Raw genomic sequence first — 12,969 nt, 5'->3', positions numbered from 1 at the left:
CACAACCCCATGCAGATGCCTTCCACCACCCGCCGCCATGCGCTCTGCGCGCTCTCTGCACTGCTCGTGTCCAGCATCGCCACGGCGCAGTCCGGCGACCCGTCGCTGGCCGCGGCCGAATGCGTGATTCCCGCCAAAGCCGGCGGCGGCTTCGATCTCACCTGCACTCTCGCGCGCGATGCGCTGCAGGCGGTGCGCCCCTCGCGCCCGCCTCTCGGCCAGCGCTACCTGCCCGGCGGCATCGGTGCCGTCGCCTTCGACCGCATCGCCACCGGCCAGCTCGGCGGTGCGGGCACGCTGGTCGCGTTCTCCAGCGGCTCGCTGCTCAACCTGGCACAGGGCCGTTTCGGCCCGCACTCGCCGTCGGCCGTGCGCTGGATCGCCACGCTCGGCACCGACTACGGCGTGATCGCCGTGCACCGCGACTCGCCCTACAAGCGCCTGCAGGACCTGGTCTCGGCGCTGCGGCAAGATCCCTCGCGCATGGCCTTCGGCGCGGGCGGCACGGTCGGCAGCCAGGACTGGGTGAAGGCTGCGCTGCTGGTGCGCGCCGCGGGCCGCGACCACAAGGCGATGCGCTTCGTTTCCTTCGAAGGCGGCGGCGATGCGCTGGGCGCGCTGCAGGGCAAGCACGTCGACATATTCCCCGGCGATGCGGCCGAGGCGCTGCAGGCCATGGCGGGCGGCGCGGCGGTGCGCCTCCTGGCGGTGCTGTCGGAAACGCGGCTCGGCGGTGCGCTCACCGGCGTGCCGACCGCGCGCGAGCAAGGTGTCGACATCGTCTGGCCGACCGTGCGCGGCCTGTACCTGAGTGCCAAAGTGCCCGATGCGGACGTGCGCGCATGGGCGGCCGCATTCGCCGAAGCCACGGCCGCGCCGGGCTACGCCACGCTGCGCGAGCGGCACAGCCTTTATCCTTTCGCGCTCACCGGCGCCGCGCTCGACGACTACGTGCAGGTCCGCATCAAGACCTACCAGGCGCTCGCGGACAAACTCGGCCTGCGCCGCTGGAAGCCCTGAACCCACGCCCATTGCCATGACCGAAGACGACATCACCCAGCACATCATCGACTCGCTCGGCGGCGGCCATTTCGAAGTGGCCGACGACAACACCTTCTTCTTTCATGGCGCGGACAACAAGTTTCCCTTCGCGACCATCGTCACGAAGGACAACGAGTTCGACAGCGCCTCGAACCTGGACCGCCCCGGTGTCTTTCGCCTCAACGTGGGCGTCGGCAGGGAGACCTTTCGCGCGCTGTTCGGCGAAGAGGAGCCGGCGAACATCGACTACACCGCGCTCGACCGGCTGATGCCGCATCCCATGTACGCAAAGATGTATTGGGTCAGCGTGATCAACCCGGGCGACAAGACCTTCGAGACCGTGAAGCCGCTGCTTATGGAGGCCCGCAACCTGCTGGCCGCGAGGGACAAAGGCAAGTAACTCAGCGCGATCGCTTTCAGAGGACAAGGTCGCCGTTTCATCAAAGGCGGCCCCCAATGCCGACCCTCGACAGGCGCCTCGTCCCACGTTCAGCATGCAGCCATGCATCCAACCTGGATTCATGACTGACCCACGCAATGTCGCGCACGACAAAAAAGTGCAACAGGAAAAGAAACACAACGGCGAGGAGATCGCACCCGGCGCCATCCACGCGCCTCAGCCCGGCCAGAAGCCCGCACTGAAGCACGACGATGCGGAGCCGGACCCCTCCAAGAACGATGCGCTCGGATCTGCCTGATCCTGATCCGTCAACGAGAAGGTGGCGAGACGTTCAGCGGAGAAACATCGATCGAGCCGTCTCCGGTCTCGCTTCTCAGGATGCCGATGAGCGCGACAGCGTCGCCAGTTTCTTCTTCGCGCTTTGCAGGAGGCCGACCTTCTCGACGGGCGGTTGAGCCTTCGTATCGCCGAGCTTGATGACTTCGAGTGCCGAGGGCTTCGGCATGAGCGGGTCGCGCGGCGTGAGGCCGTTGAACCTCGCGTTCGGGATGACATGCACCTTCAGGTGTCGGTGGATGTTCTTCGAGAGCTTCTGGCACGCGGCCTTCATGGCCGCTTCGTCGGGCGTCAGCTGGCCGTGCACGACGAGGAGTTCGAGGGTGCCGTCCTTGTCCTCGTTCAGCACGAAGGCGCGCAGCACCGAATCCTTGAACTTGCTGCGCAGCATCGCGCGAACCGGCTCCGCCGCGGCGAACGACTTCAGCGCGATGCTGCGCAGTTCGTCGTGGAAGAGAAACGCGCGGTCGATGGAGACGGCCTCGGCTTCGTCTGCCTTGGGCTTGTGCCGCTTCAGGATGCCGCTGCCGACGAGGTGCTCCAGCGTGCGCGCCACGTCGTCGGAGGCGAGCTTCGTTCGCTGGGCCAGTTCGCTGGAAGAAAAGGGTTGGTCGGGCGCCGCGTAGGCGACCATCAAGAGCTTTTGCACCTCAGGGGCGAAAAGGAAATCTGCGGCACTCATGTTTTCCCGGTTCTCTGCAAGGGGATCGCATTATCGAGACACGCGGCCGATGCGCTCTTGTCCGCGTCGTTTTCGGGACGAATTCCGTCGCGGCGCATGGCGCAGGCCTACAAGGGTGACTGCACCTGCCAACAAGAATCGCTAAACACCATTGGGAGCTTCAGCCATGAGCCTGGAAGAAACAGTCGACAAGTTCAAGAAAGTAGATGCCGCGCGCGCCGACTACCCCGGCGAGCATCTCGTCGTGCTCGGCGCCGGCGTGCTGCTGCTTCTTGCGGCGGGCCGCAGCCGATCGTTCCTCATGCGCATCGCCGCTGGCGCAGCAGGCGGCGCGCTGATCGGGCGGGCTGCGAGCGGCACCGGCGGCATCTCGAAGCTCGCAGGTGCATTGCAGAGCGGAGGCTGGGCATGGCCGCGGCGCTGAACCCGGAGGCCGGCGTGCCCCGGTCCGCTTCATCCCTCTTCGGCTCTCCGCGGTACTGGGCACCCTGCCTGGCCGTGGCGCTGGTGGCGGTGTCTCTCTTCTATGTGACGTTGAAGGACCTGGTGCACGAGAGCGCGGCGCGCACGCCAGCCTTGGCACCCGCGGTCATGCCGGCCTATGTCGAGACCAAGGGTGCGGCGACGCGACCGCCCGAGGAGCCGGCCCGGTCGACGCCCTATCGCATGCCGCTGGCGAGCACGAGCTTCGAGGCCCCGGTGGCCGCAGAGCCGCCCGCCAAGGCAGTACCCGCCTTCGTCGAGGTGCAGAAGTGCGTCATGGCCGAGGGCGATGCGATCTATTCCGACGGGCCTTGCCCCGAGGGTGCCAGCGCGAGCACGCTGAGATTGCCGCGGAACCTGCACGCGGCGGCCAGGCAGTGAGCACCTGAGGCTGGTCGGCGCGCCGAGCGAGAACGCCCTGTGCTCTCTCCTAGGCCGCCTTCAGGAACACCTCATGATCCGGCGCGAAGTTCGCATGCAGCGGCAACATCGCGCCGCCTAGCGCACACGCTTGTGCGCCCACCCTGCCCCCATGCAACTGAGGCGGCCACAAGCCTTCCCAGTTGCATTGAGCGAGCGCGGCACGCGTCTGGTCGAGCAAGGCCTGCAGCAACGCGCGCGACATCGAGCCATCCATCACCACGTCGGCGAGGTCGAGCACCGCGGTGCTGCTGACGATGGCGTGCGCCAATGCCAGCGACGCGGAGCCGAGCCAGGCCTGCGTCGCGGCGGCAAACGGCGGTTGCAGCGCGCGGTCGTCGTAGGCGGCCGTAGGGTCGAGCCCTTCGCCCTGTAGGCGCTGCTCGAGCTCCCACAGCGAGGCCTCGGCCATCACCTGCGGCGGCGGTATGCCGCCGGCTCGCACCGACTGCATCGGCAACGAAGCCAGCGCTCCCGCGTTGCCGTGTGCACCCGTGTGCAGGTGCGAGTCGATGACCAGCCCGCCGCCCACGAAGGTGTCGACGAAGATGTACAGGAAGCTCTTGAGGTCGTGCCCGCGCCCGCCGACCAGTTCGGCCACGCAGGCGGCGACCGTGTCGCGCGCGAAGCTCACCGGCACTTCGGTGCGCGCTCGCACCTCGGCCAGCAGGTCCATCTGGTTCCACTCGTCCGACTGCGCCTTCGAGAGGCCCAGCGTGCGATGCCATCCGCCGAGCAGGAACGGCGCAGCCAGGCCCGCGCCGACGTTGCGTGCGGCCAGCGGGCCGAGCCCGTCGCGCAGCCGGTGGATGTGCTCGGCAATCGCGGGCAGCAATGCATCCGCATCGGGAAAGTCGTAACTCATCGCATGGCGCTCACGCACCTGCGCGGTGAAGTCGATCAAGAGCCATTCCGCGCCGCGCCGCCCCACCTTGATGCCGATGGCGAATGCGCCATCCGGGTTCAGCGCCAGCGGCACCGAAGGCTGCCCGATGCGACCGCGCACCCGGCTCTGCTTGACGATGAGCTGGTCTTCCTCGAGCCTCGCGGTGATGAGCCCGATGGTCTGGGCGCTCAGCCCCGTGAGCCGCGCGAGGTCGGCCTTGGGCAGGCTCGTGTGAACGCGCAGCGCCTGCAGCACAACGCGCTCGTTGAACTGGCGCATGCCGACCTGGTTGGAGCCGCGCGGGCGCAACAGGTCGGGCAGGCGCACAGAGACTTCTGCATCAGGCATGCGCCTCCGCGGGCAGCTGGTCAGCGGTCATCGCGCCGGTCATCACCGCCACCGTGTCGCTCATGCTGATCTTCTTCGGATTGAGCACGGCCGCGCGCTTGCCCAGGCGCGCCACGTGGATGCGGTCGGCCACCTCGAACACATGCGGCATGTTGTGGCTGATGAGCACCACGGGCAGGCCCCGGTCGCGCACGCGGCGGATGAGCTCGAGCACCATGTTGCCCTCCTTCACGCCGAGCGCCGCGGTGGGCTCGTCCATGATGACCACATGCCGCGCGAAGGCCGCGCTGCGTGCCACCGCCACGCACTGGCGCTGTCCGCCCGAGAGCGTTTCGACCGCCTGCGTCATCGACTGGATGCCGACCTTCAGGTCCGCCATGCGGGCGGCGCTTTCCTGCAGCATCTTCTTCTTGTCGAGCATGCGCAGCACGTTGCCGAGGAACCCGGGGCGGCGTAGTTCGCGGCCGAGGAACAGGTTCTCGTAGATGGTCATCGCGGGCGCGACGGCCAGGTCCTGATAGACCGTCTCGATGCCCGCGCGCCGCGCATCGAGCGGATTGCGAAAGTGCACCGGCACGCCGTCGAGCAGGATCTCTCCCTCGTCGGGAATGGTCGCGCCCGAGAGCGCCTTGATGAGCGAGGACTTGCCCGCGCCGTTGTCGCCGATCACCGCGAGGATTTCGCCTTCGCGCAGCTCAAAGTCGACGCCGTCGAGCGCGGTGACCTGGCCGTAGCGCTTCACCAGGCCCTTGGCCTGCATGACGATCTTCGGGTTTGCCACGGTGTTCATCAGCGTGCCCCCTTGCGCGAGAGCTGGTCCGCCGCCACCGCCAGGATCACGAGCACGCCCGTCACCAGCACCTGGTAGATCGACGACACGCCCATCAGCGTGAGCCCGTTACGGAACACGCCCACGATCAGCACGCCGATCAGCGAGCCCAGCACGATGCCGCGTCCGCCGAAGAGGCTGGTGCCGCCGAGCACCACGGCCGTGATGGCGTCAAGGTTCTCGGTCTGCCCCGCATTCGGGTCGCCCACGCCGGTGCGCGCCACCGACAGCAGCGAGGCGATGCCGTAGAGCACGCCCGCCGCCACGTACACGCCCAAGAGCACACGCTGCGTCGGGATGCCCACGAGGCGCGTGGCCTCGGCGTTGTTGCCCACCGCATAGATGTGGCGGCCCGCGCCCGTCTCGCGCAGCACGAACCACGCGAGGCCGTAGAGCGCCACCATCAGCACCGAGCCCCACGCCACTTCGGCGCTGCCGATGGCGAAGGTGGTGCCCAGCCCCGTGAGACCCGTGGGCAGGTCGGTGATGGTCTGCGAGGACGAATACAGCTGCGTGATCGCGAACGCGATGTTCAGCGTACCCAGCGTCACGATGAACGGCGGCAGCTTGATGCGCGTGACCAGCAGGCCGTTGATGAGGCCGAAGAGCGTCGTCACCCCGATGCCGCAGAGGATGGCCAGCGGCACCGGCATGCCGAGCTCGGTGGCGAACTTGGTCATGATGATTCCGCCCAGCGCCATCACCATGCCGCACGACAGGTCGATGCCGGCCGTGAGGATGATCAGCGTCTGGCCGATGGCGATCACGCCGACCACCATCACCTGTTGCAGGATGAGCGACAGGTTCTCGCCGGTCAGGAACCGGTCGGACTGGGTCGCAAAGAAGATGCATGCGCCGAGCAGGGCCAGCCAAGGCCCGAGGGCGCCCCACGGAATGTGGTGCGTTGCAGATTTCGCCATCGATGTGTCCTCCCTGGGGCTACCTGTTTACTTCTTGCCCCAGCACAGCTCGGCGCCGGTCTTGGTGTCCTTGCTCTCGACGCCCGCCACGCTCTTGCCGGCGATCAGCGTGACGCCGGTGTCGACGTAGCCCGAGGCCTTCTTGCCGGTCTTGGCGAACTCGACGCCCGCGGCCACGCCCATGGCGGCCATCTTCAGCGGGTACTGCTGCGAGGTCGCGGCGATGATGCCGGCGTTGGTGTCCTTGATGCCCTGGCAGCCGCCGTCGACCGAGACGATCATCACGCCCTTCTCCTTGCCCGCGCGCTTGAGCGCGTTGTAGGCACCGGCCGCGGCGGGCTCGTTGATGGTGTAGACCAGGTTCACCTCGGGCGCCTTCTGCAGGCAGTTTTCCATCACGGTCTGCGCCTTGGCCTGGTCGCCGAAGCTGTCGGCCATGCAGACGATTTCGGGCGCCTTGGAGAGCTCGTTCGACTTGGCGTCGTTCGCCGCCAGCCCGAAGCCCTTCATGAAGCCGTTGTGACGTTGCGCGCCCACCGGGTGGCCCGGCAGCAGGTCGAGCGCGACGATCTTCGGCGTCTTGCCGGCCATCGCGGCCTTGGCGTATTCGCCGATCAGCACGCCGGCGGTGTAGTTGTTGGTGGCGAAGAGCGCATCGGTCGCGTCCGGCGGATCGGCCGGGCTGTCGAGCGCGATCACCATGATCCCCTTGTCGCGCGCCTTCTTGATCGCCGGCACGATGGCCTTGGCGTCGCTCGGCGTGATGAGGATGGTCTTGGCGCCGGCCGCGATCATGTTTTCCATCGCGGTGATCTGGCCCGCGTTGTCGCCGTCGGCCTTGCCAGCACCCGACAGCAGCTTGGCGCCGAGCTTCTTGGCTTCTTCCTGCGCGCCCTCTTTCATCTTCACGAAGAAGGGGTTGGTCTCGGTCTTGGTGACCAGGCCGATGACCGGCTCGCCGGCGGCGAAGGCCGTGGATGCGGCGACCGTGGCAAGGGAAAGGATGGCGAGGGCCAGGGTCGAGCGACGGCGGCTGCGCGAACTGAACATGGGTGTGTCTCCTTGCAGGCGATGTGCCTGTGTCGTTGTTGAACGGGCGCAACTATGTTTCAGCGAGCCGACTAAATCAAGCGGCTGTAGTTATCGGAAACCCGAGGTTGCACGCGCCCGCATTTCCGGATTCGTCCAATTTCATCGAATTACCGGCTATAGGGTGAACCGGCTATAGGCAATTAAAACAATAGGCCTATTGACTTAATTGCTGCGGCAAATCGCGCCAATTCCCGCATGTTTTCACAATTGTTTCCGTTGTTGATTTATCGTGACAGGTGGCCAGAGATTCGGCATTCCAAATCCCTAAACGCAAGGCTCTCTCTTCCATGAACTCTGTGTTGACCCTCAAGGAGAACAGCCGGCAATGGATGGCTTGACCGGCATCCTGAGAAGCCAGCCCGAAATCGCACTTTTTCTCGTGCTCGCCATCGGCTATGCGGTCGGCCAGATCCGTTTCGGCCCGATCCAGCTCGGCGGCATTTGCGGCACCCTGATTGCCGCGCTCGTGGTGGGCCAGTTGGGCATCAAGCTCGACGACAGCGTGAAGAACGTGTTCTTCATGCTCTTCATCTTTGCGCTCGGCTATGCGGGCGGGCCGCAATTCTTTGCGAACCTCGATGCGAAGGGTTTGCGGCTCGGGCTGCTGTGCCTGGTCGAGGTGGTCACGGTGCTCGCGCTGGTGCTGTGCGCCACCGTCTTCCTTTCGCTCGACCAGGGCACCGCCGCGGGCCTGATGGCGGGCGCGGCCACCGAATCCGCCGTGGTGGGCACGGCGACCGATGCGATCTCCAAGCTCGCGCTGCCGCTCGCGGACATCCAGCAGCTGCAGGCCAACGTGGTCACGGCCTACTCCATCACCTACGTGTTCGGCCTCATCGCCATCGTGGTCGCCACGAGCCAGGTCTTTCCGCTGCTCCTGCGCGTCGACCTGCGCGCCGAGGCCGACAGGCTCTGGAAGACGATGGGCGGCGGCGACGAAAACCCCGCCGCGGCCAGCGCCACGCCCGAGATGGTCGGCCGCGTGTTCCTCGTGACGGTGGGCCGCGGGCGCACGGTGGGTGAACTGATGTCGATCCTCGGCGGCCACGCGAGCATCGAGCGCGTCGTGCGGCGCGGACAGAAGCTCAACGTCGAGCCCGCGCTGCGGCTGCAGGCCTACGACCAGGTGCTGGCCATCGGCCGGCGCAGCATGCTGGTGAACGTGGCCGAGCTGCTGGGCCGCGAATTCGCGGACACCACCGCCTTCGATGCGGTCGTCGAAACCACCGAGGTCGTGGTCAACCGGCGCGAGTGGTTCGGCCGGGGCCTGCGCGAGCTCGACGCGCAACTGCCGCCCGCACTGCAGATCGTGGGCCTCGCGCGCGATGGCCATGTCATGCCGCTCCTGCACGAAGTGAAGCTGCAGCGCGGCGACGTGCTCAAGCTCTACGGCCCGGCGGCCGATGTGGCGCGCACGCTGCCGCTGGTCGGCGACCGCGTCATCGCATCGACGCGCAGCAACATCAGCTACGCGGCGGCGGGCATCCTGCTGGGCGTGTTCATCGGCGGCTTCAGCGTCAAGCTGGGCGGCATTCCGTTCTCGCTCGGCACGGGCGGCGGTGCGCTGGTCACGGGCCTGGCCTTCGGCTGGTACCAGTCGAAGAACCCGCACCGCCTGAGCGTGCCGCCCGATGCGCTGGCACTGATGAAGGACCTGGGCCTGGCCACCTTCATCGCCTGCGTGGGCCTGGCCTCGGGGCCGCAGGCGATCGCGCTCGTCAAGAAGTTCGGTGTCGCGCTGCCGCTGGTGGGCGTGGCCGTGGCGGTGGTGCCGGCCTCGATCTCGCTCTTCGTCGGGCGGCGGCTGCTCAAGCTCGAGGCGCCGGTGCTGCTGGGCGCCATCGCCGGCCAGCAGTGCAGCACGCCCGCGCTCAGCGCGGTGCAGAACGCGGCGGGCAATGCCACGCCGCTCTTGGGCTACACGATCACCTACGCGATCTCGAACGTGGTGCTGCCGTTGATGGGGCCGCTGATCGTGGCCCTCGCCGGACTGGTGCATTCAGCGAAATAACCTGAAAGGACGAAAACCCATGGAATGGCTGCATGACCTCTTCAAGAAGTCGCCCGAGATGGCGCTCTTTCTTTCGCTCGCGGTCGGCTACTGGATCGGCAAGATCAAGTTCGGCAAGTTCCAGCTCGGCGGCGTGGCGGGCTCGCTGCTCGTCGCGGTGATCGTGAGCCAGGTGGGCGTGCAGATCGACGGCGGCGTGAAGGCGGTGCTGTTCGCGCTCTTCATCTACGCGGTGGGCTTCGAGAGCGGGCCGCAGTTCTTCAGTTCGCTGGGCAAGCAGTCGGTGAAAGAGATCATCCTGGCCGCGGTGATGGCAGCCACCGGCCTTGCGACGGTGGTGGTCATGGCCAAGTTGTGCGGGCTCGACAAGGGCCTGGCCGCAGGCGTGGCGGCGGGCGGGCTCACGCAGTCGGCCATCATCGGCACGGCGGGCGATGCCATCGGCAAGCTCGGGCTCGCGGCGGCCGAGACCGCGCGGCTGCAGGCCAACGTGGCCATCGGCTATGCGGTGACCTACGTGTTCGGCTCCTTCGGCGCGATCATCGTGTGCGTCAACATCCTGCCGAAGTTCATGGGCCGCACGATCCGCGACGACGCGATCGCGGCCGAGACGGCGCAGCAGGCCGGCGTGAAGGTGCTCGGCCCCGACCAGGAAGAGGCGGCGCCTTCGCTCGTGGGCCGCATCTACGAACTCACCACCGACCCGCAGCGCACGGTGGCCGATATCGAGAACGCGAACCCCGCGACCACCATCACCATCGAGCGCGTGAAGCGCGACGGCAAGTTCATCGAGGTGAGCCCCACGCTGGCATTGCGCCAGGGCGACACGGTGCTCGCGGTCGGCCGGCGCGATGCGGTGGTGGCCAGCGCGCCGTTGCTGGGCAAGGAGGTCTTCGCGGTCGACGGCATGGAGCTCACGCTGGAGAAGCGCGAGATCGTGCTCACCAACAAGGAGTTCGACGGCAAGACGGTCGACCAGATCCGCCAGCTCACCGCCGGCGGCGTGCGCCACGGCATCTTCGTCACGGGCTTGAGCCGCATGGGCAAGGCGCTGCCGATGCAGCCCGACACCGTGGTGCAGGCCGGCGACCTGGTGTCGATCTTCGGCGCCGAGCAGGACGTGAAACGCGTGGCCGCCCTCGTCGGCGACGTGATCGTGCCGAGCGCGAAGACCGACTTCGTGTACCTGGGCGCCGGCCTCGTGGTCGGCCTGCTGGTCGGCCTTTTGAGCGTAAAGCTCGGCAACATCCCGCTCACGCTCGGCTCGGGCGGCGGTGCGCTGCTCGCGGGCCTCGCCTTCGGCTGGTACCGCGCCAGGCGCCAGACCTTCGGCGCGCTGCCGCCGGCCGCGGTGCAGTTGCTCAAGGACCTGGGCCTGGCCGGTTTCGTGGTGGTGGTGGGGCTGTCCTCGGGCCTGCAGGCGGTGGAGACCATCAAGCAGCTGGGCCTCACGATCTTCGGCGTGGGCGTGGTCGTGACCATCGTGCCGATGCTCTTGACCATGCTGTTCGGCAAGTACGTGCTGCGCTACACCAACACGGCCGTCTTCGCGGGCGCGCTGAGCGGCTCGCGCAGCGCCAACCCGGCTTTCGGCGAGGTGCTCGGCAAGGCGGAGAACTCGATTCCCACCGTGCCCTTCGCCATCACCTATGCGCTGGCCAACGTGTTCCTCACCTTGCTCGGCCCGCTGATCGTCGCGCTCGTCTGAGCGGTTCGCCCACCTCTTTTTTCCGTTCTCTCTCTCTTTTCCACCACCAGAAGGAGCATCCAATGGATTTCAGCGACGTGAAGAAACTGGCCGGCCTGAGCCCGTTCGAACTGAAGGACGCACTGATCCAGGTCGCCAAGCAGAGCGACCGTCTCATGCTCAATGCGGGGCGCGGCAATCCGAACTTCCTGGCCACCACGCCGCGACACGGCTTCTTCCAGTTCGGCCAGTTCGCGATGACCGAGGCCGAGCGCTCCTACATCTACATGGAGCACGTGGGCGGCTTTCCGCAGCGCGAAGGCATCGAGGCGCGCTTCGAGATCTTTGCCAAGGCCCATGCGGGCGAACCGGGCACGCGCTTCATCGAGGCGGCGGTGTCGTACGTGCGCGACCAGCTGGGGCTTTCGGCGGGCGACTTCATCTACGAGATGTGCGAGGCCATCCTCGGCTGCAACTACCCGGTGCCCGACCGCATGCTGCGGCTCAGTGAAATCATCGTGGGCAAGTACATCCACCAGGAGATGATCGGCACGCACCCCTTCGTGGGCAGCTTCGACATGTACGCGGTGGAAGGCGGCACGGCCGCCATGACCTACCTCTTCAACAGCCTGCGCGAGAACCATGTGCTCTCGCCCGGCGACACCATCGCGCTGGGCATGCCGATCTTCACGCCCTACATCGAGATTCCGCACCTCAACGACTACCAGCTGATCGAGACGCTGATCGAGGCGCCCTCGGAGAACAACTGGCAGTACACGAAGAAGGAGCTGCAGAAGCTGCTCGACCCGAAGGTCAAGGCCTTCTTCGTCTGCAACCCGAGCAACCCGCCCTCGGTGAAGATGAGCGAGGAGGTGCTGGGCTACATCGCCGACATCGTGAAGCAGCGGCCCGACCTGATCATCCTCACCGACGACGTGTACGGCACCTTCGCGGACAACTTTCTCTCGCTCTTTGCGACCTGTCCGCAGAACACCATCCTGGTGTATTCGTTCTCGAAGTATTTCGGCGTGACCGGCTGGCGCATGGGCGTGGTGGCCACGCACGAGGACAACGTCATCGACCGCAAGATCGCGGCCCTGCCCGAGTCGAAGAAGAAGGAACTCGACGCACGCTACAGCTCCATCACCACCGAGCCACGCGAGCTGAAGTTCATCGACCGCCTGGTGGCCGACAGCCGCACCGTGGCGCTGAACCACACGGCCGGCCTCTCGACGCCTGTGCAGGCGCAGATGGTGATGTTTTCGCTGTTCTGCCTGATGGATGAACCGCAGGCCTACAAGCAGTCGATGAAGCGCATCGTGCTGCGCCGTAAAGAAGCGCTCTACCGCGAGCTGGGCCTGCCGATGCAGGACGACCCGAACTCCGTCAACTACTACCACCTGCTCGACCTGCAGGACATTGCCACGCAGATGCACGGCGAGCGCTTCGGCAAGTGGATATTGACGAAGCTGCAGCCGAACGAGGCGCTCTTTCGCATTGCCGAGGAGACCAGCATCGTGCTGCTGCCGGGGCGCGGGTTCGGGGGCAAGCACGCGTCGGGGCGGGTGTCGCTGGCGAACCTCAATGAATACGACTACGGGAACATCGGGCGGTCGCTGAGGAAGCTGGCGTCGGAGTACTTTGCGGTGTTCGAGAAGGAGAACAAAAACGTTGCGAAGGTCAACAAGTCAGTGCGCGTCAGCGCGGCCAAGCGCAAGAAGAAGTAGCGAAACCAAGCGCACTGCCCAAGACAAACCCTAAAGGATTACCCGCGCCTTTCAGAAATTTACGCATTAAGTTTTCCGCTTACGATTTATGGGTCGGCGACCGGCTG

Annotated in this window: 13 protein-coding genes; 8 read left to right on the top strand and 5 right to left on the bottom strand. The window is 66.4% G+C overall.

Annotated elements, in window-relative coordinates; translation table 11 throughout:
- Window positions 1–9: 9 nt before the first annotated feature.
- The 3 genes from GNX71_RS11615 to GNX71_RS11605 all read left to right on the top strand — a co-directional run bounded on the left by GNX71_RS11615 (window position 10) and on the right by GNX71_RS11605 (window position 1,739).
- The gene (locus GNX71_RS11615) at window positions 10–1,020 is read left to right on the top strand and encodes a tripartite tricarboxylate transporter substrate-binding protein (protein ID WP_206178445.1); all 1,011 of its coding nucleotides are present in this window, start codon (window positions 10–12) and stop codon (window positions 1,018–1,020) included.
- A 16-nt stretch (window positions 1,021–1,036) separates the two neighbouring features.
- The gene (locus GNX71_RS11610) at window positions 1,037–1,441 is read left to right on the top strand and encodes a DUF6194 family protein (protein ID WP_206178444.1); all 405 of its coding nucleotides are present in this window, start codon (window positions 1,037–1,039) and stop codon (window positions 1,439–1,441) included.
- 121 nt (window positions 1,442–1,562) lie between these two features.
- Window positions 1,563–1,739 (top strand): hypothetical protein, encoded by a 177-nt coding sequence (locus GNX71_RS11605; protein WP_206178443.1) that lies wholly within the window; start codon window positions 1,563–1,565, stop codon window positions 1,737–1,739.
- Between the two features lie 75 nt (window positions 1,740–1,814).
- On the opposite strand, the gene GNX71_RS11600 is transcribed toward GNX71_RS11605, so the two are convergent.
- Entirely contained in the window at window positions 1,815–2,459 is a 645-nt protein-coding gene (locus GNX71_RS11600) for a hypothetical protein (RefSeq protein ID WP_206178442.1), read from the bottom strand.
- A 166-nt stretch (window positions 2,460–2,625) separates the two neighbouring features.
- Here GNX71_RS11600 and GNX71_RS11595 point away from each other — a divergent pair, with 166 nt between their 5' ends.
- Complete coding sequence (locus GNX71_RS11595) at window positions 2,626–2,883, top strand: hypothetical protein (RefSeq protein ID WP_206178441.1); 258 nt, start codon at window positions 2,626–2,628, stop codon at window positions 2,881–2,883.
- Window positions 2,884–2,897: 14 nt separating this feature from the next.
- Window positions 2,898–3,323: a hypothetical protein gene (locus GNX71_RS11590; RefSeq protein ID WP_241027233.1), complete on the top strand. Its 426-nt coding sequence runs from the start codon at window positions 2,898–2,900 to the stop codon at window positions 3,321–3,323.
- A gap of 49 nt (window positions 3,324–3,372) precedes the next feature.
- Here the strand turns inward: GNX71_RS11590 and GNX71_RS11585 are convergent, their stop codons facing one another.
- Genes GNX71_RS11585 through GNX71_RS11570 form a run of 4 tightly spaced genes read right to left on the bottom strand, consistent with a single transcriptional unit; the run spans window position 3,373 to window position 7,395 of the window.
- Window positions 3,373–4,596 carry an ROK family transcriptional regulator gene (locus GNX71_RS11585; RefSeq protein WP_206178439.1) on the bottom strand — a complete coding sequence of 408 codons (1,224 nt, stop codon included), beginning with the start codon at window positions 4,594–4,596 and terminating at the stop codon, window positions 3,373–3,375.
- Window positions 4,589–5,386, bottom strand: a complete 798-nt coding sequence (locus tag GNX71_RS11580) for an ATP-binding cassette domain-containing protein (RefSeq protein ID WP_206178438.1) — start codon at window positions 5,384–5,386, stop codon at window positions 4,589–4,591. Before GNX71_RS11580 ends, GNX71_RS11585 begins: the two co-directional genes overlap by 8 nt.
- On the bottom strand, window positions 5,386–6,345 hold the full coding sequence (locus tag GNX71_RS11575; RefSeq protein WP_206178437.1) for an ABC transporter permease: 960 nt from the start codon (window positions 6,343–6,345) through the stop codon (window positions 5,386–5,388). The genes GNX71_RS11580 and GNX71_RS11575 overlap by 1 nt, the downstream gene beginning before the upstream one ends.
- Window positions 6,346–6,372: 27 nt before the next feature.
- Complete coding sequence (locus tag GNX71_RS11570; protein ID WP_206178436.1) at window positions 6,373–7,395, bottom strand: sugar ABC transporter substrate-binding protein; 1,023 nt, start codon at window positions 7,393–7,395, stop codon at window positions 6,373–6,375.
- Window positions 7,396–7,762: 367 nt separating this feature from the next.
- Between GNX71_RS11570 and aspT (GNX71_RS11565) the strand changes: the two genes are divergently transcribed.
- The 3 genes from aspT (GNX71_RS11565) (at window position 7,763) to GNX71_RS11555 (ending at window position 12,862) form a co-directional block, all read left to right on the top strand.
- Window positions 7,763–9,448 (top strand): aspartate-alanine antiporter, encoded by a 1,686-nt coding sequence (gene aspT / locus GNX71_RS11565; protein WP_206178435.1) that lies wholly within the window; start codon window positions 7,763–7,765, stop codon window positions 9,446–9,448.
- A 19-nt stretch (window positions 9,449–9,467) separates the two neighbouring features.
- The gene (aspT, locus tag GNX71_RS11560; RefSeq protein ID WP_206178434.1) at window positions 9,468–11,156 is read left to right on the top strand and encodes an aspartate-alanine antiporter; all 1,689 of its coding nucleotides are present in this window, start codon (window positions 9,468–9,470) and stop codon (window positions 11,154–11,156) included.
- 62 nt (window positions 11,157–11,218) lie between these two features.
- Window positions 11,219–12,862 carry a bifunctional aspartate transaminase/aspartate 4-decarboxylase gene (locus GNX71_RS11555; protein ID WP_206178433.1) on the top strand — a complete coding sequence of 548 codons (1,644 nt, stop codon included), beginning with the start codon at window positions 11,219–11,221 and terminating at the stop codon, window positions 12,860–12,862.
- Window positions 12,863–12,969 lie beyond the last annotated feature (107 nt).

This window comes from Variovorax sp. RKNM96 (assembly GCF_017161115.1).
In the GTDB taxonomy this organism is placed as follows: Bacteria; Pseudomonadota; Gammaproteobacteria; order Burkholderiales; family Burkholderiaceae_C; genus Variovorax.
Note: the sequence above shows the minus strand (reverse complement) of the source record. Positions and strands in the feature narration are given on the sequence as shown.